This window comes from Microbacterium dextranolyticum (assembly GCF_016907295.1).
Classification (GTDB): Bacteria; Actinomycetota; Actinomycetes; order Actinomycetales; family Microbacteriaceae; genus Microbacterium; species Microbacterium dextranolyticum.
Window position 1 is genome coordinate 2,696,984 of record NZ_JAFBBR010000001.1, and the last position, 21,460, is coordinate 2,718,443.

Annotated in this window: 19 protein-coding genes; 6 read left to right on the top strand and 13 right to left on the bottom strand. The window is 69.7% G+C overall.

The features are described from left to right. Positions 1-86 precede the first annotated feature (86 nt). A complete protein-coding gene (locus tag JOE64_RS12255; protein WP_204964515.1) occupies positions 87-3,053 on the bottom strand; it encodes an immunoglobulin-like domain-containing protein in 2,967 nt (988 codons plus the stop codon). A gap of 405 nt (positions 3,054-3,458) precedes the next feature. On the opposite strand from JOE64_RS12255, the gene JOE64_RS12260 reads away from it, so the two are divergent. Then, positions 3,459-6,908, top strand: a complete 3,450-nt coding sequence (locus tag JOE64_RS12260) for a family 43 glycosylhydrolase (RefSeq protein ID WP_204964516.1) — start codon at positions 3,459-3,461, stop codon at positions 6,906-6,908. Between the two features lie 106 nt (positions 6,909-7,014). After that, complete coding sequence (locus JOE64_RS12265; RefSeq protein ID WP_204964517.1) at positions 7,015-7,893, top strand: alpha/beta fold hydrolase; 879 nt, start codon at positions 7,015-7,017, stop codon at positions 7,891-7,893. Between the two features lie 78 nt (positions 7,894-7,971). On the opposite strand, the gene yicI is transcribed toward JOE64_RS12265, so the two are convergent. The 9 genes from yicI to JOE64_RS12310 form a co-directional block, all read right to left on the bottom strand. Beyond that, the gene (gene yicI, locus JOE64_RS12270) at positions 7,972-10,206 is read right to left on the bottom strand and encodes an alpha-xylosidase (protein ID WP_204964518.1); all 2,235 of its coding nucleotides are present in this window, start codon (positions 10,204-10,206) and stop codon (positions 7,972-7,974) included. Beyond that, positions 10,206-11,099, bottom strand: a complete 894-nt coding sequence (locus JOE64_RS12275; protein ID WP_204964519.1) for a carbohydrate ABC transporter permease — start codon at positions 11,097-11,099, stop codon at positions 10,206-10,208. Before JOE64_RS12275 ends, yicI begins: the two co-directional genes overlap by 1 nt. After that, on the bottom strand, positions 11,099-12,061 hold the full coding sequence (locus JOE64_RS12280) for a carbohydrate ABC transporter permease (protein ID WP_204964520.1): 963 nt from the start codon (positions 12,059-12,061) through the stop codon (positions 11,099-11,101). Before JOE64_RS12280 ends, JOE64_RS12275 begins: the two co-directional genes overlap by 1 nt. 81 nt (positions 12,062-12,142) lie before the next feature. Continuing rightward, positions 12,143-13,474, bottom strand: a complete 1,332-nt coding sequence (locus tag JOE64_RS12285; RefSeq protein WP_204964521.1) for an ABC transporter substrate-binding protein — start codon at positions 13,472-13,474, stop codon at positions 12,143-12,145. Between the two features lie 149 nt (positions 13,475-13,623). Beyond that, positions 13,624-14,643, bottom strand: coding sequence for a LacI family DNA-binding transcriptional regulator (locus JOE64_RS12290; RefSeq protein ID WP_204964522.1), 1,020 nt, complete (start codon positions 14,641-14,643; stop codon positions 13,624-13,626). 124 nt (positions 14,644-14,767) lie between these two features. Then, positions 14,768-14,980, bottom strand: a complete 213-nt coding sequence (locus JOE64_RS12295) for a hypothetical protein (RefSeq protein ID WP_204964523.1) — start codon at positions 14,978-14,980, stop codon at positions 14,768-14,770. Next, positions 14,980-15,261 (bottom strand): hypothetical protein, encoded by a 282-nt coding sequence (locus JOE64_RS12300; protein ID WP_204964524.1) that lies wholly within the window; start codon positions 15,259-15,261, stop codon positions 14,980-14,982. Before JOE64_RS12300 ends, JOE64_RS12295 begins: the two co-directional genes overlap by 1 nt. Before the next feature lie 90 nt (positions 15,262-15,351). Continuing rightward, positions 15,352-15,651 carry a GNAT family N-acetyltransferase gene (locus tag JOE64_RS12305; RefSeq protein ID WP_204964525.1) on the bottom strand — a complete coding sequence of 100 codons (300 nt, stop codon included), beginning with the start codon at positions 15,649-15,651 and terminating at the stop codon, positions 15,352-15,354. Further along, positions 15,648-16,232, bottom strand: coding sequence for a P-loop NTPase family protein (locus JOE64_RS12310; RefSeq protein ID WP_204964526.1), 585 nt, complete (start codon positions 16,230-16,232; stop codon positions 15,648-15,650). Before JOE64_RS12310 ends, JOE64_RS12305 begins: the two co-directional genes overlap by 4 nt. A 393-nt stretch (positions 16,233-16,625) precedes the next feature. On the opposite strand from JOE64_RS12310, the gene JOE64_RS12315 reads away from it, so the two are divergent. The 4 genes from JOE64_RS12315 to JOE64_RS12330 all read left to right on the top strand — a co-directional run bounded on the left by JOE64_RS12315 (position 16,626) and on the right by JOE64_RS12330 (position 19,498). After that, positions 16,626-17,360 (top strand): winged helix-turn-helix domain-containing protein, encoded by a 735-nt coding sequence (locus JOE64_RS12315; protein ID WP_204964527.1) that lies wholly within the window; start codon positions 16,626-16,628, stop codon positions 17,358-17,360. Positions 17,361-17,469: 109 nt separating this feature from the next. Next, positions 17,470-18,468: a DNA-3-methyladenine glycosylase family protein gene (locus JOE64_RS12320; protein WP_372432891.1), complete on the top strand. Its 999-nt coding sequence runs from the start codon at positions 17,470-17,472 to the stop codon at positions 18,466-18,468. 48 nt (positions 18,469-18,516) lie between these two features. After that, the gene (locus JOE64_RS12325) at positions 18,517-18,747 is read left to right on the top strand and encodes a hypothetical protein (protein ID WP_204964528.1); all 231 of its coding nucleotides are present in this window, start codon (positions 18,517-18,519) and stop codon (positions 18,745-18,747) included. 55 nt (positions 18,748-18,802) lie between these two features. Then, the gene (locus JOE64_RS12330) at positions 18,803-19,498 is read left to right on the top strand and encodes a Pr6Pr family membrane protein (RefSeq protein ID WP_204964529.1); all 696 of its coding nucleotides are present in this window, start codon (positions 18,803-18,805) and stop codon (positions 19,496-19,498) included. On the opposite strand, the gene JOE64_RS12335 is transcribed toward JOE64_RS12330, so the two are convergent. The 3 genes from JOE64_RS12335 to JOE64_RS12345 all read right to left on the bottom strand — a co-directional run bounded on the left by JOE64_RS12335 (position 19,464) and on the right by JOE64_RS12345 (position 21,423). Next, complete coding sequence (locus JOE64_RS12335) at positions 19,464-19,637, bottom strand: hypothetical protein (protein ID WP_204964530.1); 174 nt, start codon at positions 19,635-19,637, stop codon at positions 19,464-19,466. The two genes, JOE64_RS12330 and JOE64_RS12335, sit on opposite strands and share 35 nt — an antisense overlap. Positions 19,638-19,751: 114 nt before the next feature. Continuing rightward, a complete protein-coding gene (locus tag JOE64_RS12340; protein WP_204964531.1) occupies positions 19,752-20,582 on the bottom strand; it encodes an aldo/keto reductase in 831 nt (276 codons plus the stop codon). 28 nt (positions 20,583-20,610) lie between these two features. Continuing rightward, positions 20,611-21,423 (bottom strand): Cof-type HAD-IIB family hydrolase, encoded by an 813-nt coding sequence (locus JOE64_RS12345; protein ID WP_204964532.1) that lies wholly within the window; start codon positions 21,421-21,423, stop codon positions 20,611-20,613. Between the last annotated feature and the right edge of the window lie 37 nt (positions 21,424-21,460).

A 21,460-nucleotide genomic window follows, 5' to 3' on the forward strand; every position in this document is an offset into this window, starting at 1 on the left:
ACCTCCGGCGCGGACACCGGGGACCACCGCACCGGAGACGACGATGGGGGCGGGGCGGCCTGCGCCGCCCCGCCCCCATCTGCCGATCAGCCGCAGGTGGTGGCGTTCGCCGTCACCGTGAGGGACGTCGTGCCGGCATCGCCGGACGCCGTCGCGACGACCGAGACGGACCCGGCGGTCGTCGACGCGACGCGCGTCGAGAACGCGAGCGACATGCTCTTGCCCGCCGAAACCGTGACGGTCCGCGTGCCGTAGCGACCGGTGACGACGGCAGAGACCGACGTGGTGGACGCGTTCGTGACGGTCACGACCTCGACGACCTTTCCGGCCACGCACCGCGTGGTGACTGCCGCCGAGACGTCCGGGCCGAGCGCGAGCGGCGCCGAGGACGACGGCGAGACGCGTCCGTCGGTGTATCCGTCGTAGCTCGCCGTGACCGCGGCGACACCGGCGGGGACCTCGACCGAAGCGGCACCGCCCCGGACGGTCGCCGTCGCCGACCAGGTGCCTCCGGAGAAGGTCACCGTGCCCGCCACGTCGCCTCGGTCGGCGGCCGCGACGTGCGCGGTGACGCTGCGGCCCTCGTGCGAGAGCGTCGTCGTCGAGGCGGTCGCGGCGATGCCGGTCCAGCCGTGCATCGCGTCGAGCACGCCCTGCGAGACGCTCACGAACGCCCCGTGCCGGGGGCTCGCGGGCAGGCCGCCGGGTGCGCGGACGTTCCAGTCCGACCGACGCGAGAGACGGTCGTTCTGGGTGCTGGAGGCGATCGCGTCTCCGTTCGTGACGAACGCGCGATAGCCGCCGGCACTGTAGTTGTCGACGAGGAACACGTAGCCGTCGCCGGTGTTGTTCGGGTCACCGTCGTTGAGCTTGATGATCTCGGGGCCTTCACCGGCCTGGTTGGTCTTGAGCGAGGTCATCCGGGTGTCGACGAGCTGCCACGTCGTGGCCGGGTCGGCCGTCCAGCTCGACTCGGTCGTCGGTGCGGTGAGCACCTTCGAACGCTCGAGGAAGATGTCCTTGCCCGCCTCCAGTGGCCCGGCGGCGCCGTTCTCCTCGTTCTTGGTGAAGCGGTAGTAGTAGTCCCCGATCTTGGTCACCGTCGAGTCGATGCGCGAGTACCCGGTGTCCTGCCACGATGCCGGCGGCGCGGTGAACGTGCGGAAGTCACGAGTGAGCACGGCGAACATCCGGGCGTACAGCTTGTCGGTGTTCGAGTGGCTCGCATCCGAGTAGAGCCGGGAGGCGAAGAACACGACGTAGGACTGCAGATCGTCGTCCCAGTACGCCTCGGGCGCCCAGGTCATGCCCGCGGCCGGCTGGTTGACCGTGATGCCGGTGTTCTCGCCGTTGGTGCGCGTCCAGGTGACGAGGTCGGTGGACTCCCACACTTCGATCTTCAGGCTTCCCTGGGACTGGGCGGGGCCCCATCCGGTGCCGCAGCCGATGCAGAGGTCGGTGGCGACCATGTAGTACTTGTCGCCGTCCTTCGAGCGCAGGATGTACGGATCGCGCAGGCCCTTGGTGTCGGTGGTGGAGGTGATGACCGCCTTGCCGCCGTTGACGGGCGAGAACGTGAAGAAGTCGTTGCCCGACGTGGCCGCCTGGTAGATCTTCTCGTCGCTGTCGGATTTGAAGTAGGCCGCCGCGTAGCCGGCATCGGGCGCAGAACGTCCGTGCTCGGCGACGGTGACCTCGAAGGAGCGCTCCGCCGACGCGCCGTTGAGGTCGGCACGTGCCGTGAGGGTCACGGTGCGGTCGCCCGAGCCGTAGGCCGGGCGCGCGACGAGGCCGCCGCCGCGGTACGGATCGGCCAGTCCCACCGCCGGCGCGGTGTACGCGGCATCCGTGCCGGTCACGAGGGCCGGATCGGACGAGGACCAGGTGATCGCGGCGCCGTTGACGGGGCCGGTGGTCGTGAGCGGCAGGTTCTCGGTGGTCCGCGTCGCGAGGACGATGGCGTCGAGGTCGGCGGCCACGCGCGGCGCCACGACGGTCACGTCGAACGCGAGCGTCGCGCCGAGCGAGGTCGCGGCCGTGAGCGTCACGGGGGTGTCGCTGGTGACGGCCCGAGAGACGACGCCGCTCGTGGAGACGACCGACGGAGCGGAGGAAGACCACGTGAGCCCGACGCCGTTGACGGTCGCCGGCAGGGTGAGGTTCGACGAGACGCTGGTGAGCGAGGTGTTCGCGCCGAGCATCTGGGCGAGAACGTCTCCGCGCAGCAGCGCGGAGGTCGAGGCGCTCTTCTGCTGCGCCGTCGGCATGCTCGCCGTCACCTCTCCGGGGGTCAGGGCGACGTCCCAGAACTTCACGTCGGAGACATCGGCCCGCAGGAGCGGATCGCCCTGATACAACGACCGCCCGAGGTAGCCGAGCACCGAGCCGCTGGGGATGATGGAGCTGAGCGAGAGCGAGTGGGACAGCGTCGAGATCTGCTCTCCGTCGCGGTACAGCGTCAGGGTGTTGCCCGAGCCGACCATCGTCAGCGTGGTGAACCCGGGGTTGAGGCCCCCTCCGGCGGGAAGGCGCGTCTCGCCGTTGCTGCTGCCGCTTTTCACGCGGATCGCCGAGAGCACCTGGTTCGCGTAGCCGCCCTGCGCCGAGCGCGGGCTGAGGAAGATGTGGTTGCCGAGCTGCGTCGTGTTCCACGCGCCCACGCCGTCACCGATGACCCAGCCGAAGTGGTTCGCCGAGGTCTGGGTCGACACCGTGTACTCGACCGTGAAGTCGTTGTCGGATGCCGTGATCAGGCCCTTCGGGAGGGAGGCGTAGCCGTCGGCGCGGAAGCGCAGCACGGCGTCACCGGCGGCATCCGCGAACGACGCGTCGGTGAGTCCGGTCAGGGTGGCGTTGCGGCCGTTGCCCGACACGTCGAGCAACGAGGTTCCGCTGTGCGACATGTCGTAGTGCGCCGAGGGGGCAGGCGCGGTGTCGGCGTACGCCGCCGGCGCGGCGATTCCGACGCCGGTCAGCGCCAGGACGCCGCTGACCGCGGCCGCTGCCCACCGCCGCCCGGTGGATGCCCTCGAAGGGGAGGAAGGTGATCTCATCGTCGGTTATCTCCTTGTTGCCGGACGCTGCTGTGCGTCGATGTCCCGCGCGAAGCGGTCGTTCGCCCGTTGAGGCGGGGCGTCGCCGATGTCCGACATCGTGCGGTGCGGTGGATGCGCCGGCACCGCGCCGCAGGGTCGCCGGAGCGGCGATGACGGGCGCCGCGCGGGGCGGCGGGGACCGTGATGCGGTGGGGGAACCGTCTCATGTGAATGCGTGTACTTCTCTGCACGTCGTCGGACAGGGTGTTAGCGCTCACTTTACTCAGCGATGCGGCACTCCGTCCAGGGTTTCGAGAGTCACGTCTCGGTAACGACACGCCCAATTGTGAGCGGTAACGCGATACCGTGAAAAGTGATGCCCTCACCCCCAGGAGGGCATGGATCCACAATGGAGAGGTTCACATGGCAATGAAGTCATGGCGACGAGTGAGCGCGGCGGGAGCGGCGATCGCCGCCCTCGCCCTGAGCACTCTGGTCCCCGTATCGGCGCTGGCCGCCACGACCCCCGACCCCGACGTGCTCGTGCACTACGACTTCGCCGTCGACGGCGTCGTCACCGACGTCTCGGGTCACGGCAACGACGGCACGATCGTCGGCACGGGCGCGCGGGTGTCGGGAGGGGAGCTCACCCTGCCCGGCGGCGGCGCCGGCAGCGGTGCGGGCTACGTCCGCTTCCCGGCCGGCATCTTCGATGGCAAGGACACGCTCACCGTGTCGACCTGGCTGCGCAACGACACCGGCTCCGGAAACTACGCGGCCATGTTCTTCGGGTCGGGCACCGGTTCGGCCCCGGCGCAGTACTGGCTGCTGAACCCGCGCAACCCCGCGGGCCGCTTCAAGACGGTGATCACCAACGGCAGCCAGCCGTCGTCGCCCTGGAACACCGAGTACGGCATCTCCCCCACCACGGGATCGCAGGGCGTGAACGGACCCACCACAGGCAGCGAGTGGGCGATGTACACCACGGTCATCACCCCGACCTCGATCACCGGCTACTACAACGGGGCCCTGGTGGGCACCGTCGCCACGTCGCGCACCGTGTCGCAGTTCGGCACCGGGCTGGTGGGCTACATCGGACGCTCCACGTACAACGACCCGTACTACAAGGGCGGTGTGGACGACGTCCTGGTCGCGACCACGGCGTATTCCGCGGCACAGGTCGCCGAGCTCTTCCACGGCAACGAGCGCACCTCCGCGGCCCAGACCCAGGCTGCGCTCACCGCGGATGCCGACGCCCTCACCCTGCCGAGCGAGGCGACGAGCGATCTCACTCTGCCCGCCACCGGCGCCACGAACCTGTCGCACATCTCCTGGGCATCCTCGACGCCCGGCGTGATCGCCTCCGACGGCCGCCTCACGCGGCCCGGCGACGGCGAGGGGGATGCCACGGTGACGCTCACCGCCACTTTGACCCTCGCCGGACGCTCGCTCACGCGCGACTACACGGTGATGGTCCCGGCGCTCGACGCGCAGCGCGATCTCGAGCGCTCCGCCGATGCCTTCGACCTCGGCATCCGGGTGACCGCGCAGGACGTCGCCCTGGCATCGCAGTGGCAGGGCGCAACCGTCGGCTGGGCCTCGTCCGCGCCGGCGGTGCTCTCCCCCGCAGGCGCCGTCAAGCGCGGCGACGCGGACGCGACGGCGACCCTGACGGCGACCTTCACGCGCGACGGGCGCACGGCGAGCCGCACCTACGACGTGACGGTGCGCTCGCGCGACGTCGGTCAGGTCGCGGCGTATGTGCGCAGCGGCGACACCGCGCGCACCGACGTGCTGCACCTGGCCGCCGGAGCGGACGGGGCATCCCTCGTCGCCCTCAACAACGACAAGGGCGTCCTCTACCCGACCTACGGCACCGGCACCTCGCGATTCGCCAACCCGACGCTGTTCCGGAAGCCCGACGGCACCTTCGGCCTGGTCGCGAGCGACAACGCCAGCAACGGACGCATCTTCGTCTACTCGTCGAAGGACCTCGTGACCTTCACCGACCAGAAGTGGGCGCTGACGAACACGCAGGGCATCGTCGTCTCGCGCGCCGACGTCCGCTACGACAACGGCACACGGCAGTACCGGCTGACGCTGCGCACCCCGTCCGGTTCCGCGTACGAGGTGACCACCGCGGACTTCTCCACCTTCAGCGCGCCGGTCGCGACCTCGCCGTCGACGGTGCCGAGCGTGACGGGGCTGCCCACGGGAGCGGTCGAGGCATCCGCCCTGCGCGTCAGCCAGGCCGAGCTCACCCGTGTGCAGACGGCGCTCGGTCGCATCGTCAACACTTCGGTCGACGCGGGGCCCGATCTGACGGTGCAGGCCGGCGGCACCCTGGATCTGCCGTCGAAGGTCGACCTCGGGTACTCGGACGGATCGTCCAAGAAGCTCGGAGTGGACTGGGACACCAGCGGCGTCGACCTCTCGCGCGCAGGGAGCTACACCGTGACCGGAACCGTCCGTCAGCCGACGTACGGGGATGCCAAGGGCATCCTCGTCCCCGAACGCGCCGACCCCTGGGTCTACCGCGACGACGAGCGCACGGGCAGCGCCGAGTACTACCTGACCGGCTCCTACCCGACCACCCAGGCCAAGCCCGGGGTCGGCTACGACCGGATCGTGCTGCGGCGCGCCGACTCGATCAACGGGCTGACGACGGCGTCCGAGAACGTCCTGCTGTGGGCGCGGGGCGCCGCCTCGCCCGACACGTCGAACGGCTCGACGGTGGCATCCGACAACTACCGCTACTTCTGGGCGCCGGAGCTGCACCGCATCAACGGCGACTGGTACATCCTGTTCACCTCGAGCAGGAGCTCGAACGTGTGGGACATCCGCCCCACGATCATGCGCGCCCCCGGTGACAGCGACCCGATGGTCGCCTCCAACTGGAAGGTGCTCGGCTACGTGAAGGCTGCGCCGGGCGACTCCGCGGCGTTCACCAGCTTCTCGCTGGACATGACCTACTTCGAGGCGGCGGGCAAGCACTACCTCGTCTGGGCCGAGAAGCCCGGCAGCTCGGATCTGCGGATGGCCGAGATCGACCCGTCCGACCCGACGCAGCTGACGAGCCGGTCGATCCTGCTGTCGACGCCCAATTACGCGTGGGAGCGGACATCCAGCCAGGTCATCAACGAGGGCCCCGCGGTCATCGCCAGCGACCGCGAGGTGTTCGTCTTCTTCTCCGCGTCGGAAGTCAACGAGACGTACGCGGTGGGCATGCTGCGCGCTCCGCTGGACGGAGACCTCATGAACCCCGCGACGTGGACGAAGACGGGCTATCCGCTGCTGACCTCGGACGACTTCGGCGGCGCGCAGAACGGTCCGGGACACAACTCGTTCACGCTCGACGAGAACGGCAACCCCGTGATCGTGTACCACGCGCGCCCGCCCGTGTCGGAATGGCCGGCCGGCGCCGACGGCGGGCTGAACGATCCCAGCCGCCACGCACGGGTGAAGACCGTCCACTTCGCCGTCGACGGCTCCGCCGTGCTGAACCAGACGCGTGAGGAGGAGCTGGCCCCCGCCTTCCGCACGGTGACGCGGACGGTGACCGTCCTCCCCGCTCCCGAGCCGGTTCTGAACGTGACGACGTCGGTCACCACGCGGTGCGTGGCGGGCAAGGTCGTGCAGGTCGTCACGGTCACCAACGGCGAGAGCATCCCCGTGACGCTCTCCGCGACGGGCGCGTACGGAACGAGGTCGTGGGGTGCGGTCGCCGCCGGCAAGACGCTCTCGGCGGCCATCTCGACCCGCGTGGGCGCCATCCCGAGCGGCGAGATCACCGTCCAGGGCTCGGCGACGAAGGACGGCAAGACCGTCCGGTTCGAGCGCTCGACACCGTACACGGCGGTCTCCTGCGGCTGACCGGCACGCGAGACACGGCGGGGGTCGTCCGATCGTTCGGACGGCCCCCGTCCGCGTCTGCGGCGCCGACCGCAGGGTGCCGAGCGGTGCGTCATAGGGTGGAGAGATGCCTTCCGACGACAGCGTTTCCCCCGACCCCGCCGCGGCCGCCGATGCCGTGAGAGACCGCGTGGACGAGATCGTCGACGAGGCGACGGATGCCCTCGACCGTGCCGTCGACGAGGCCACGGGCGTGCCCACCGACGACGGCGACATCGAGGAGTTCACCCACGACGGGTCGACCCTCATCGCCGAGCGTCGGGGCGATCTCGCGTCGCCGCGGACCTTCGTGCTCGTCCACGGCATCGGCATGGGGCGAAAGGTGTTCGCCGACCTCGTGAAGCACCTGCAGGACGGCGCGGTCGTCATCGCGGTCGACCTGCCCGGCTACGGTGAGGCGCCTGAGCCGCCGCGCACCCCTGCCATCGAGCGGATGGCCGACCTCGTGGCCGCCTATGTGGCGCACCTCGGGCGAGGTCCGGTGGTCCTCCTCGGCCACTCCATGGGGACGCAGGTGGTCACGGAGGTCGCGGTGCGGCATCCGGACACCGTCGACCGACTCGTCCTCGTCGCCCCCACCGTCGATCGCCGCCGACGGCGACCGTGGAGCCAGCTGTGGCGGCTGGGCGTCGACCTGTTCGGCGAGAGCGGCAAGGTCCTGCTGCTCGGTGCGCGCGAGTACCTGCGTGCGGGGCCGCATCTGCGCCGCAAGATGCACGCGATGCTCGTGCATCGCCCCGAGGACGCATACCCCCGGGTGCGCGCGGCGACCCTGGTCATCCGGGGCGAGTGGGACGTCGTCGTGCCGCAGGAGTGGTTCGAAGAGGTCGCCGCAGCCATCCCCGACGCGACGGCGTACGTCGTGGCGGGGCACCACCACGAGACCCTCATCCGCACGGCACAGCCCGCCGCCGACGAGCTGCATCGCTGGCTCGCAGACGGGTGAGCCGCCCGCCCGACCGTTCATCCCTCCGACGACCGGAGGGCGAACGGCGGCGGGCGAACGGCTCACCGACCGGTGCTGTTACTCGGTGGTCTCCGACCGATCGACGTGGAAGGTCTCGCTGCGCCCGTCCGGCGTCGTGACGACGACCTCCGCGATACCCTCTCCGCCGGGGAAGACGCGCAGCGTCAGCCCGTCGAGGTAGTCGTAGTCGGGGCGGTCGTCGCGCGCGCCCCACGGCAGCACCGCGCCGCCGCGGACGTACACCGGCAGCGAGTCGAACCCGTGCCGCTCCGCACGCCAGCCGCCGCCGGAAACCTGTTCGCCGCTGAGCAGGTGCGTCCACGTGCCCTCCGGAAGGTAGAACGTCACGTCTCCGGACTCGGAGAACACCGGCGCGACGAGCAGGTCGGCGCCCAGCATGTACTGGCGGTCGAGATAGGCGGTACCGGGGTCGTGCGGGAACTCCAGCGCCATCGGCCGCATGACCGGGATGCCCGTCGCCGAGGCCTCTCGACCCACCGCGTACAGGTACGGCATGAGCCGCAGCTTCAGCTTCGAGAACAGGCGCGCCACATCGACCGCCTCGTCGTCGAACGCCCACGGCACCCGGTACGAGTCCGAGCCGTGGAAGCGGCTGTGCGAGGACAGCATGCCGTACGCCGTCCAGCGCTTGAACACGCCCGGGTCGGGCGTGCCCTCGAAACCGCCGATGTCGTGGCTCCAGAACGAGAACCCGCTCCAGGCGAGCGAGAGTCCGCCGCGCAGCGTCTCGGCCATCGACGCGAAGGTCGAGAAGTTGTCGCCGCCCCAGTGCACCGGCATCGTCTGTCCACCCGTGGTGGCCGACCGCGCGAACAGCACGGCCTCGCCCTCGCCGCGCTCGGAGACGAGCACCTCGTGCACGGCCGCGTTGTAGAGCTGCGTGTACAGGTTGTGCATGCGCTCGGGGTCCGAGCCGTCGTGCCACACGACGTTCGTCGGGATGCGCTCACCGAAGTCGGTCTTGAAGCAATCGACGCCCTGGGCGACGAGCCGCCGCAGGTGCGACTGGTACCAGGTGACCGCCTCGGGGTTGGTGAAGTCGACGAGCGCCATGCCGGGCACCCACAGGTCCCACTGCCACACCGATCCGTCGGGACGCTTCACGAAATAGCCGCCGGCGACGCCCTCGTCGAACAGCGCGGAGCGCTGCGCGATGTACGGGTTGATCCACACCGACAGACGCAGCCCGCGCTCGTGCAGCCGGTCCAGCATGGCATCCGGATCGGGGAACACGCGCGTGTCCCACTGGAAGTCGCACCAGTTGAACTCGCGCATCCAGAAGCAGTCGAAGTGGAAGACCGACAGCGGCAGGTCACGCTCGGCCATGCCCTCGATGAACGAGGTCACGGTCTGCTCGTCGTAGCTCGTCGTGAACGAGGTCGTGAGCCACGTGCCGAACGACCACGCCGGCACGACGGGAGGGCGACCGGTGAGCGCCGTGTAGCGCCCCAGCACGTCCTTGGGAGTGGGCCCGGCGATCATGAAGTACTCCAGCGTCTCGCCCGAGACCGAGAACTGCACGCGCTCGACGTTCTCGGACGCGACCTCGAACGACACGTGCCCGGGGTCGTTGACCAGAACGCCGTACCCGCCGGAGGACACGTAGAACGGCACGCTCTTGTAGGCCTGCTCGCTGGAGGTGCCGCCGTCGGCGTTCCAGATGTCGATCGTCTGGCCGTTCTTCACGACCGGGCCGAAGCGCTCGCCGAGGCCGTACACGGTCTCGCCGACGCCCAGGTCGAGCTGTTCGAGCAGGTAGTGCGACGACGAGGGCACACCCGTTTCGGCACCGGCACTGCCGATCACACCGGTCTCGACGTCGGCGTCGGCGGCGAGACTCGCCCGACCGAGCGCGCGGGTGCCGCTGCCGGTGAGGCGCACGCCGTCGAGCTCGAACGAGAGGTCCCACGGGGCGCCGGGTGCGACACGGGCCGCGAGCGCACCGGTGCGCAGCACGCCGCCCGCCTCGCCGACCTCGACGTCCCCGATGCCCGCCACGGCCCCGGGCAGGTCGAAGCCGCCGTGCCAGCGCCCGCCGGCGTGGTGGGTCGCGCGCACCCGCACGACGCCCTCCATCGGCGAGGACAGCGTGACGGTCAGCAGCGTCCGGTTGAGGACGTCGCCGCGCTTGGCGATGACGCGCGTGGGCGCGTGGATGACCAGGCCCGGCCCGTCGGGGGTCGCCTCGGTGGCGGCGATGTCGAACGCCTCGACGGCGTAGTCGACCTCGACACCGGGACGCATGAGCCAGAATCCATCGGTGAACTTCATTACTTGACTGCTCCTGCCGTGATGCCGCGTGTCAGCGTGCGTTGGAAGATGAGGAAGAAGATGAGCGTGGGGATGATGCCCAGCAGCGCCGACGCACTGATGGTCGTGACGTCCATGAGGCGGTCGCCCTGCAGCACGCTGATGGCGACGGGCACCGTCTGGTTGTCGTTGGATGCCAGGAACGTGAGCGGGATCAGGAACTCGTTCCACGTCCAGATGAAGAAGAAGATGAGCAGCACCGACAGGGTCGGCCGGCTGATCGGGAAGACGACTCGCCACAGGATCTGCCAGCGGGTGGCGCCGTCGAGCGACGCCGCCTCGAGGATCTCCTTGGGGAACGTGCCGTAGACCGAGGAGAGCAGGTACGTGCCGAACGCGGCCTGGACCACCGTGAAGATGATGATCACCGACCACAGGTTGTCGTAGAGGCCCACCGACTTGAACATGTAGTACAGCGGGTAGAGCAGAGCCTCCTGCGGCAGCAGGTTCGCCAGCAGGAAGAGCAGGACGATCCCCGTGCGCCCGCGCACGCGCCCGATGCCGATCGCGAAGGCGTTGAGCATCGAGATCAGGACGGCGAGCACCGCGACGACGCCCGAGATGAACAGGGAGTTGCCGACCTTGCGGGGGAAGTCCACACGCTGCCAGAAGTTGACGATGCCGGTGACGTCGAGGTGCTGCGGCAGCGCGAGCGGACCCGAGGTCGCGTAGTCGATGGGCGACTTGAACGAGTTGACCAGGACGAGGTAGAACGGCGCCACGACGAGGAGCGCCCCGATCGCGACGAGCGCGAGCAGCAGCCAGTCGACGGGCCGACGCCGGGTCATGCCTCCGCGGGCACGGGTGCGGCGCTGGCGCGTCGCAGTGGTGGTGACGAGGGATGCCGAGGCCATCACAGTCCCGCCCTTTCCTTGCGTTCGAGTGAGGTCTGCACGCGGATGAACACGATCGAGACGATGACGACGACGATCGTGAGCACCGTCGCGATCGTCGCGCCGTAGCCGACGTCGCGCTTCGTGAAGAACTCGAGGTAGGCGTAGTACGCCGGCACGAGGGTCGAGCCGGCCGGCCCACCCTGGGTGATGACGTAGACCGGTCCGAAGACCTTGAGAGCGGCGATCGTGCAGGTGAGGGTCACGACGAAGATCTCGGGCCGGATGATGGTCATCGTGATGGCGGTGAACCGCTGCATCCAGTTGGCGCCGTCGAGCTCCGCCGCTTCGTACAGTTCCGGATCGACACGCTGAAGCGCCGCCATGAAGACGACGACGGGGTAGCCGAGCTGCACCCACACCAGCACGACCATCAGCACGATCAGCGCGGACGGCATCTGGCCGAGCCAGTCCACGGGGCCGACGCCGAATGCTCCGAGGATCTGATTGAGCGCACCGTTCTCGCCCGGGCGGACGATCCAGCCGATGACGATGCCCGCGACGGCGACGGGCAGGATCTGCGGGAGGTAGTACGTCGCGCGGAGGAAGCTGCCGACCTTGCCGCCGAACTTGCGTCCGACGACGTCGAACAGGAGCGCCGCGACGGTGAGGCCGACGATCGTGGGGACGACCACCATCGCGAGCACCATCCAGATGGAGTTGCCGAAGGAGGTCCAGAAGTCGTCGTCGGTGAGCAGCTTCGCCCAGTTCTCGAGGCCGATGAACTGCGGGGCCCCCACTCCCCGCCACTTCGTGAAGGTGAGGAACACGTTCCACACGAGGGGGATGACGATGATGATCAGCAGCAGGACGAAGCCCGGCAGCAGGTACAGCCAGTACGAGGCCGTGCTGCCGCTGCGCTGCGGGATGGCGGGTTGTTCGGGAGGCGGCAGAACGCGCGCCGAACGAAGGGGACGAGACATGTCGCTCTCCAGGTCGAGGGGTGGTGGACCGGTGCGGCGCGTGTCTTCACGCGCCGCACCGGCCGACAGGGGTCAGGAGGATCAGCGGTACTGCGCCGTGCCCTCGGTGTACTTCTTGTCCAGATGCGCGTTCGTCGTCGCGACGTCCTGCGCACCGGTCACGAGTCCCTGGAGCTCCTGCACCATGACGTCGTAGAAGCCCGGCGCGGGCCAGTCCGGGTAGAACGACAGGGCGTCGTCCTTGAGCAGTCCGTTGAAGGTGTCGATGAGCTCCTTGCTCTTCGGATCGGTGATGTCGGAGGTGTTGGCTGCGACCGGCACGCCGCCGGAGTTGCCGATGACCGCCTGGATCTCGGGGCTCATCGTGATGTCGATGAACTTCTCGGCGAGGTCCTTGTCCTTCGACTTCGTCGGAACGACCCAGAGGTTGCCGGAGGAGCCGAGCGAGAGCTTCGAGCCGGGGAACCCGGCGAGCGTCCAGGAGAAGTTCTTCGCGTCGCTCACCATGCGGCCATACCACCACGAGCCCGAGACGAAGATCGGCGAGGTGCCGTTGATGAACGAGACGCCCGCGTCTTCGGCCTTGATCGAGGAGACGTCCTTCGCGATGTACCCCTTGTCGACGTAGTCCTTGAGGGTCTGCGACGCGTACGTGGTCTCCGCACCGTTCCAGTCGACCGGGTTCTTGTAGGTCTGGTAGTCGTCGACCCAGGAGCGGTCTGCCTTGGTGAGGGCGAGCTGATACCAGAGCTGCTGCAGCGGGTACTCGGCACCCGCCTCGGCCAGCGGCGTGATGCCCTTCGCGAGGAAGGCATCCAGCACCTTGACGAAGTCGTCGTAGGTCTTCGGCACCTCCAGACCCGCGGCCTTGAACATGTCGAGGTTGTAGTAGACGCCGACGAACTCGCCGTAGTTGGGCACGCCGTACCAGGTGTCACCGCCCATGACACCGTTGCTGGAGTACTTCGCCGTGGTCTGCAGCGACGGCGCGAGCTTCTTGTCCCAGCCGTACTTCGCCACGGCGTCGCCGAGGTCGGAGATGAGCCCCGTGCTGGCGAGGAACCCGGCGGTCGCGTTGCCCTTGTTGAATTCCATCAGGTCAGGGGCCGCATCGGTGTCGAGCACCTGGCTCGCCGTCTTCTGGATCTGCTCGAAGGACTTCTCCTCGATCTTGACCGTCGCACCCGTCTCTTTCTCGAAGATCGGGACGGCCGCGTTCCAGGCCTTCGCCATCGCACTGTCGGAGCCTTCGTAGTGCCAGAGCGTCAGCGTCTTGCCGGCGCCGTCGGTGCCGCCGCCGCCATCGCCGGAGCCGCCTCCGGAGCATGCGGACAGTGCGAGCGCCGCCGCGACGACCGTCCCGACGGCGACGAGCACGCGAGTCGCGCCCGTCCTGGTGTTCTTGCGTGCCATTGTCGGCACTCCTTTCGTTGTGAATCCGCGTGTTCATTGGTGTCCGTCTGCGGTGACGGGCTGCTGCGGCTGGTATCGAAGCGCTTCGACTCGAAGCGCTTCGATACCGGCGGTGCAGAAGCGGGATCTGGAGTTTTCGGAGGAGGAGATCAGGGAAGAGCGCCCCGGGGCGCGACCGACCCGCGGTCGAGGTATGCCGGAGCGATGAGGTGGAGCCCCGGAGCGACAGGGCGCCCCGAGACGAGATCGATCGCGAGATCCACGGCGAGATCGCACGAGCGCGGCGGCACGAGCGGCAGCGCATCGAGGGGCACCGACAGCGACCCGGTGTCGAAACTCGTACCCACGGAGACGATCGAAACATCCGACGGCACGTGCAGGCCGAGAGCGGCCAGCTCGGCGAGCGCGACCTGGTGGACGTCTTCGGGCGCGTGCAGGACGAGTCCGGTCACCCCGGTGGCGACCAGCTCACGGATGAGGCGGCGGCACTCGTCGCGGTTCGTGACGACGTCGCCCGTCGCATGCGCCGTGAGAGTGGCGCGACGCTCGACCGCGCGCTCCTGGGCGGCGCGACGGACGCGAGGAGGGAAGTTCGACCGCTGGTACGCCCGACGCGAACCTCCGAGCAGACCGAGACTCCGGTGTCCCGCGTCGATCAACCGATCGACGGCGCGGCGCGTGGCCTGCTCGAAGTCGAGATCGACGCAAACCATCCCCGCATGGTCGTCGGGAATGCCGATGAACAGCGTGGGGGTCGCCGACCGCCGGGCGATGGCCACGCGCTGGTCGTCGGGGGCGACGTCGAGACAGAGGATCGCGTCGACCAGCCCACTAGCGGCGACACGGCTCATCCCCGCCGAGGCATCCTCGTCGGTGAGCAGGAGCATGTCGTAGTCCGCTCGACGCGCAGCCACGGTCATGGCGTGCATGAAGGCCATGTGGCTCGGCGCGTGACTGTCGGCGCGCAGAGGCTCCGAGAGCGCGAAGATGTTCGTTCGGCTGCCGGCGAGCATCCGCGCGCCGGCGTTGGGGCTGTACCCGAGCTCGCTGACCGCGGCCTCGATGCGGCGGCGCGTCTCGGCGGCGACCGGACGCTTTCCGCTCAGCGCGTACGAGACGGTGCTGATCGATACGCCGGCCGCGCGCGCGACCTCGTCGATCTTCGCCATGGCAACCCCTTCGTAGCTATCGAAACGCTTCCTGGAAGCGCTTCGACGGACACGCTAGATCACCAGCGCGAGCCCCGCAAGGGTTAAGTTGGAATTCACAACTTAAAGATCCGCCGGAAGGATCTCAGGCAGACAATTCCTCCACGAGACGTCGCACGAGTTCCTCGTCCACATCGATGCCCGTGTCGTCGAGGCGACGCCGCACGGCGGTCTCCACCGTCGCGGCATCCTCCCCGGACAGGTCCGCGCGCACCTGGGCCACGAGCCCCTGCAGACGCTCGTCCTCGGTCGCCTCGTTCTGCGCGAGGGCCGGTGAATCCTGGGTCTCCTCGGGCATCAGCGCTCTCCCTCGTCATCGGCGTCGTCCGACGCCAGATCGGGGTCGATGCCCTGAGTGATCTCGGCGCTCTCGACATCGTCCGCGGCGGCGACGTCGTATCCGCTCGCTGCATCCTCGGGAAGACCGGCCTTCGCGCTCTCCGCACGGGATCGTTCGTCCGTCTCGGCGTCGGCGACCTCCGCGCTCTCCCATCCGGTCGCCGGGGCGGCGTCGACCACGCCGTCGGGGAGGTCGGGTCGATCGTTCTGCGGCGCGTTCGCCGCGGCTTCCTGCGACATGTGCTCGCCTTTCGTCGTCGTCAGCTCAGTGTGACCCGCTGCCCGAGCGCCGGGCAGGGGCTTGACGACTCCGACGAGGGGCGGTATCCCTCAGCCGGCCGCGCGGGCGGCGAGCAGATCCGCACGTTCCGGGTGAGCGTCGAACCATTCCGCGACATACCAGCACACCGGGCTCACGACGCGGTCCCCGCGCTGCGCGATCTGCTCGACCGCTCGGGCGACCACCTCCCCCGCGTAGCCGTGACCGCGGAACGTGGGGATCGTGTAGGCGCGGGTGAGCGCGACCGTGCGACCGTCGTCGCGGTAGTCGAGGACACTGACCAGGTCGGCGCCGCGGTACAGCGTGTAGCGCGAGGCATCCGTCTCGTCGGCGAAGGTGAGCTCGGTCATTCCCCCACGCTACGCCCCCTGGCCGCCAGCGAGGCGAGCCAGGCATCCACCTCGCGCTGCCCCCGCAGCCGCACCACCGGGTCTCCCGCGTCGATCCGCGCACGCATGAGCGCTGTCATCACGGGGTGGTTCGTCCATGCCCACCGGAGGATGTTCTTCTCGGGCGCCCATCTCAGCCACGAGGACGGTCGCTCCCTGTTGCCGTGCCACAGGACCTCGCGCGTGACACCACGACGCAGCGTCCGCACGATCACCCGGCGCATGACGACGCGGCGCGGGTGATCGATCCAGACGATCACATCCGCACCGCCGGGCGTGCCGGGCTCGAGCAGGCCGTCGAGGCGGCTCGTCCAGTTGCCGTCCGTGACCCAGCCCTCCGGATGCGCGGCGACGAACGCCCGGACGAGGCCTCGCGCCTCGTCCAGATCACGACGCGTCCATTCGGCGTCCCAGAACACGGCATCGAGTTCCAGGCGCGGCAAGCCCGTCCGCGCCGCCACGAGAGCGGCGAGGTGGCTCTTGCCGGAGCCCGAGGTCCCGACGATGCGGATGCGGCGCGGAGGATCGGGGAGGGCGGGCATCCTTCGATTCTCTCGCCGGGGTCGTGCAGTGACAACCGCGCATTGCGGACACGGTTTGACACGAAGCGGCACTGTTCGTCATAATCGGCCCATGACTGACAACGCACGCACTCTGTCCGCCCGGGAGGCGAACGGAACTGCCGGCATCATGATGCCGCGCGTTGTCATGTGTTGCCGAATGTGTATCTGACGGTCATCCCCGCCGGGTCGCCCCTCCGCTTCTGAACGCGGAGCGCATCGACCCCCGAGTCACCGCTCTCCTCCGCCCACGACGCGGACGTCGGATGCCTCGCACACCGGCCGCTTCCTCGAAGAAGCACGGCCGCTTCTGCAACACCGCTCGAACCCGCTCCAGGCGCACCGCCCGGGTTCACGCCCCGAAGGACTTTCCTCATGTCGACCACCGCCCTGCTCGCCCCCTCCGCCCCCCTCGCCCAGCCGCGTCATCTGCACGCCGTCGAGGATCGCCCCCTCGCTGCCGCCCCGGTTGCTCCCGTCGCACCGACGACCGGCAGCATCCCGGTCGGAACCGCACCCCGCGGCTTCGCCCTCTACGTCGGCATCGACGAGGCGAAGGCCGCGGCCGACGGCGTCTCGCTCTCGACCCTGGTCGAGGCGCTGCGCCGCACGCTCGGTGAGCTCGCCCCCCACGCCGAGACCTACGCCACGGTCGCCCTGGCGCCGACCGCCGCAGGTGGCCGTGACGTCGACGTCGTCCGCCTGGCCCTGCACGAGCCCAGCGCCGTCGCGCGCACCAAGACGACCGAACCCGACGAGGACCACGTTCCCGGCGGCGTCACGATCGACATCTCGCGCCGCCGCGTGCACATCGACGGCGAATCGGCCGCGCTGACCTTCAAGGAGTTCGAGCTGCTGCAGTACCTGGTGCTGCGCGAGGGGCGCACGATCGAGCGCACCGAGCTCGTGTCGTCGCTGTGGAGCCACGCGGACGGCGATGAGGTACCCGGTGAGCGCACGATCGACGTGCACGTGCGGCGTCTGCGCGCGAAGCTCGGCCGCTACGAGGACATCGTCCGCACCGTCCGCGGCATCGGCTACCGCTTCGACCGGCACGCCGACGTCGTGATCCGCTTCGGCCACGGCACGCCGTCGCCCGACCGCTTCTGACCGCGAGTCGACGTCTGCCGTGACCGGCCTGCCCGGTTCCGTCCCGGGCCAGGCATCCTGCTCGGCGACCGCACGATCGGTGTCGGGGGGTCTGACGTAGGGTGACGGCATGACGACGCGGACACGGATGCCCCACCCGGGCGCTCCGGTCCGGCACGATCCGCGGCCGGTGATGCCGCTCCCGCAGGAGGCTCGCCCCGAGGCCCGGCGCGAAACCGAGTATCGTCCCCCCTCGCCGATCGATGTCCCCCGCGCTCTCGCTGCGCATCAGCGCGGCGCGCACGACCCGTCCCACCTGCAGCGGGACGGCGTCGTCTGGCGGGCGATGCGCACACCCCTCGGAATCGCGACCCTCGCGGTGCGCCCCGACCGCGTCCGCGTCCGCGCAGCGGCGTGGGGACCAGGGGCGGAGTGGGCCCTCGATCAGCTGCCGCGCCTGTGCGGCGGAGCGGACGATCCACGCGGCTTCGACGCGCACCACCATCCGCGCGTCGCCGACGCGCACCACCGTCACCCGGCCCTGCGGATCGGTCGCACGGATCTCGTATTCGATGCACTCGCCAGCGCGATCTTCGAGCAGAAGGTGACGGGTCTGCAGGCCTTCGGCGCCTGGCGGATGATCCTCACGTGGTGCGGCGAGCGCGCGCCCGGCCCGACGCCGCGACCGATGTTCGCTCCGCCCGCTGAGTGGCATCTCATCCCGAGTTGGACGTGGCACCGCGCCGGACTCGAGCCGCCGCAGTCGCGCACGGTGGTCGAGGCTTCTCGTCGCCGGGCGTCGGTCGAACGCGCCTCGACGGCGGCATCCGACGGCGAAGAACGCGAGCGCGTGCTCACGAGCCTGCGCGGAGTCGGGCCGTGGACGAGTGCCGAGACCCGCATCCGCGCGTTCGGCGATCCGGATGCCGTCAGCGTGGGCGACTACCACCTGGCGCACCAGGTGGGATACGCCCTCACCGGAGCCCGCGTCGACGACGAGGGCATGCTCGAGCTCCTCGAGCCGTGGCGCGGGCACCGCCAGCGCGTCATCCGACTGCTGATGCTCGGCGGCGCCTTCGAACCGCGACGGGGACCCCGCCTGGCGCCCGAGGACCATCGGTCCCGCTGAGCCGCCTGCGCATCGCACGGACCCGGCGCGCCCCTCTACGCTGAGGTCATGACCCCCGACACCCCGACCACCGGTTGGCCCCGCGGACGCTGGGGATGGATCGCGGGCACCGTGGTGCTCCTCGTGCTGGGCGTCGTCGTCGGTCTCGTCATCGGCAGCGTGTGGCTGGGACTCACCCTCGCCGTGATCGTCTCGATCGGCTGGCTCATCGCGTACGAGTCGTGGCGCGGTCGCACGCCCGGGCTCGACGATCCCTGGGACGACGGCGCCCAGCTCTGACGATCTCGAGCCGGGGCCGAGCAGCGCGGTGGTGGTGCGCCCTACCATGGCGAGCATGATCCCCGCCTCGCGGCCCGCCGCCCTCGCCTATCGCATCGCGGCGTCCGCGGTCATCCTCTGGGGCATCGGCCGCGTCTCGGGGATCTGGGCGGGCGAGCCGACCTGGTCGTCGTTCCTCTACTACACCGTGCTCAGCAACGTGCTGTGCCTCGTCTGGATCGCGGGCTCCGCGATACGGACGCTGTCCGACGCGCGCGCGTCGGGATGGCGGGGACCGTCCACCCCGTCCGCGCGCGGCGCTGCGGCGGTGATGGAGGCGATCACGGTGACGATGCTGATCTACCTCTTCGTGCTCGCTCCCGCGCTGTTCACGCAGCCGGGCGCCTACCGCCCCTTCACGCTCACGGACAACCTCGTCCACATCGTCACACCGGTTCTCGTGATCGTCGACTGGCTGCTGTTCGTGCCGAAGGGGCGCCTGAGAGCGTACGACCCGCTGCTGTGGGCGCTGATCCCCTACGCGTACCTCGTGTTCGCCTTCGCGTACAGCGCGTCGGGCGGTCGATTCGCCGGAGGCACGACCGTTCCGTATCCGTTCATGAACGTCGAGACGCACGGCGTCGGCGGGGTGGCACTGTGGATCATCGGGCTCACTGCGGCCCTCGTGGCCGTGGGGTACGTGTTCGTCGGCGCCGATCGACTGCTCGGCCGGTTGCTCAGGCCGGCGCTTCCTCGTCCTCTTCGGGATTGAAGTTCGACGGCTCGTCGGTGTGACCGGCGGCGACGCCGTCGGGGTCGGCGGGGATCGTTCCGTCCTGTCCGAGCCCGCCGGGCTCGGCGGTGACCTCGGTGTCGTCGGCGCGTGTCTCGTCGTGGTTCTGTTCGCTCATGAGGGTCTCCTTCGGGGATGACCGGGCGAGAGCCTCGCCCGTCCGCTCACGCTACGGCGCGGCGGACGGGCCCACAGGGGGATTGACCCGTGACGGGTCGCGTAGTACCCCGCCTCACATCTCTTCGTGTGTGTCGGGGTCGCCGTCCCACAGCCGCCCGCGTTCGAGCCCCGACACGGCGGCGATCTCGTCGTCGGTGAGCGTGAACCCGAAGACATCGGCGTTCTCGATCTGCCGAGCGGGGGTGGCGGACTTGGGGATGGGCGTCGACCCGAGCTGCGTGTGCCAGCGCAGCACGGCTTGCGTCGGGGTCACCCCGTGGGCGGCGGCGACGTCGTTCACGACCTGTTCGGTGAGCAGTTCGCTGCGCCGCGCGAGCGGGCTCCAGCTCTCTGTGCGGATACCGTGCGCGGCGTGGAAGGCACGCAGCGCCTGCTGCGGGAAGTACGGGTGCATCTCGACCTGGTTCACCGCCGGAGTGACGCCGGTCTCGTCGATGACGCGCGCGAGCATCGCCTCGGTGAAGTTCGAGACTCCGACCGAGCCGACGAGCCCGTCGCGCTGCAGGTCGATCATCGCACGGAAGGTCTCGACGTACCGGTCGACGCTGGGGTTCGGCCAGTGGATGAGGTAGAGGTCGATACGGTCGAGACCGAGGCGGTCGAGGGATGCCCGGGCGCTGCGCTGCGTCTCGTCGTAGCCGTGGTCGCGGCCGGGGACCTTCGTCGTCACGAGCAGCTCGTCGCGGATGCCGCTGCGACGCACCGCCTCGCCGACCTCCGTCTCGTTCTCGTAGTTCACCGCTGAGTCGAGCAGCCGGTAGCCGCCCTCGATCGCCGAGACGATCGCCTGCGTGCCGTCTTCGCCCTGGAGCTTGTAGGTCCCGAAGCCGAGCTGCGGGAACGCGGTGCCGTCGTTGAGGGTGACCGTGGGAATCGTGACCATGCCTCCACGCTACGCCCCCGTGCCCCCGTCAGCGCGCGAGGAAACCCTCGATCACCGTCAGCACTCCGGCATCGGCGTGGGAGGGCGCCCGGTGGCGCGCCACGGCGACGACGTCGGGATGGGCGTCGGCCATCGCGTACGACCAGTCGGCGGCCTCCAGCAGCTCGATGTCGTTGAGGTAGTCGCCGAATGCGGCGGTCTGCGCGGGGGTGACGCCGAGAGCCGCCTGCAGCGAGCGCAGCGCGACCCCTTTCGAGACCGTCGCGTTCATGATGTCGACCCAGTGAGCTCCCGAGACGACGACCTGATGCGTGCGCGCCATATCGGCGAAGGCCGGTGCGGCGTGCGCCTCACCGCCGTCGACGTCGTAGATGGCGAGTTTCAGCACCTGATCGTCGACGGCGAGCAGGTCGTCCACTCGTTCGAGCTTCGCGTAGTACTTCTCGACCTCGGCGACGAACTCGGCCTCGTCGGACTCGATGTACGCCGAGCGTTTGCCGCAGACGACCAGCGCGGCGTGCAGCTCGCCCGCGGCGACGAGGCCGCGCAGCCGCTCGATGACGGATGCCGTGACCCCCGGGTCCAGGGCATCCGAGCTCACCTCGACGTCGCCGCGGACCACGTACGCGCCGTTCTCGGCGATGTAGTCGAGCTCGTCGTCGACGCGCGCGAACATGCGCTGCAGGGTGGCGAGCTGCCGGCCGCTCGCCGGCGCGAACGCGATGCCCCGTTCACGCAGCCGCTCCAGAAGCGTCCAGAGCCCGTCGGGGATCGTCCCATCGGGCAGAAGGAGGGTGCCGTCCATGTCGACGGCGATGAGGCGGATGTCGGGGGTGCTCACCCGACCATCCTCCCAGCCACCCCCTCTCCCCCGCCGC

Bases quoted from the DNA above. Each gene is read 5' to 3' on its own strand.
- JOE64_RS12255 (WP_204964515.1), bottom strand. From the start codon at position 3,053: ATGAGATCACCTTCCTCCCCTTCGAGGGCATCCACCGGGCGGCGGTGG.
- JOE64_RS12260 (WP_204964516.1), top strand. From the start codon at position 3,459: ATGGCAATGAAGTCATGGCGACGAGTGAGCGCGGCGGGAGCGGCGATC.
- JOE64_RS12265 (WP_204964517.1), top strand. From the start codon at position 7,015: ATGCCTTCCGACGACAGCGTTTCCCCCGACCCCGCCGCGGCCGCCGAT.
- yicI (WP_204964518.1), bottom strand. From the start codon at position 10,206: ATGAAGTTCACCGATGGATTCTGGCTCATGCGTCCCGGTGTCGAGGTC.
- JOE64_RS12275 (WP_204964519.1), bottom strand. From the start codon at position 11,099: ATGGCCTCGGCATCCCTCGTCACCACCACTGCGACGCGCCAGCGCCGC.
- JOE64_RS12280 (WP_204964520.1), bottom strand. From the start codon at position 12,061: ATGTCTCGTCCCCTTCGTTCGGCGCGCGTTCTGCCGCCTCCCGAACAA.
- JOE64_RS12285 (WP_204964521.1), bottom strand. From the start codon at position 13,474: ATGGCACGCAAGAACACCAGGACGGGCGCGACTCGCGTGCTCGTCGCC.
- JOE64_RS12290 (WP_204964522.1), bottom strand. From the start codon at position 14,643: ATGGCGAAGATCGACGAGGTCGCGCGCGCGGCCGGCGTATCGATCAGC.
- JOE64_RS12295 (WP_204964523.1), bottom strand. From the start codon at position 14,980: ATGCCCGAGGAGACCCAGGATTCACCGGCCCTCGCGCAGAACGAGGCG.
- JOE64_RS12300 (WP_204964524.1), bottom strand. From the start codon at position 15,261: ATGTCGCAGGAAGCCGCGGCGAACGCGCCGCAGAACGATCGACCCGAC.
- JOE64_RS12305 (WP_204964525.1), bottom strand. From the start codon at position 15,651: ATGACCGAGCTCACCTTCGCCGACGAGACGGATGCCTCGCGCTACACG.
- JOE64_RS12310 (WP_204964526.1), bottom strand. From the start codon at position 16,232: ATGCCCGCCCTCCCCGATCCTCCGCGCCGCATCCGCATCGTCGGGACC.
- JOE64_RS12315 (WP_204964527.1), top strand. From the start codon at position 16,626: ATGTCGACCACCGCCCTGCTCGCCCCCTCCGCCCCCCTCGCCCAGCCG.
- JOE64_RS12320 (WP_372432891.1), top strand. From the start codon at position 17,470: ATGACGACGCGGACACGGATGCCCCACCCGGGCGCTCCGGTCCGGCAC.
- JOE64_RS12325 (WP_204964528.1), top strand. From the start codon at position 18,517: ATGACCCCCGACACCCCGACCACCGGTTGGCCCCGCGGACGCTGGGGA.
- JOE64_RS12330 (WP_204964529.1), top strand. From the start codon at position 18,803: ATGATCCCCGCCTCGCGGCCCGCCGCCCTCGCCTATCGCATCGCGGCG.
- JOE64_RS12335 (WP_204964530.1), bottom strand. From the start codon at position 19,637: ATGAGCGAACAGAACCACGACGAGACACGCGCCGACGACACCGAGGTC.
- JOE64_RS12340 (WP_204964531.1), bottom strand. From the start codon at position 20,582: ATGGTCACGATTCCCACGGTCACCCTCAACGACGGCACCGCGTTCCCG.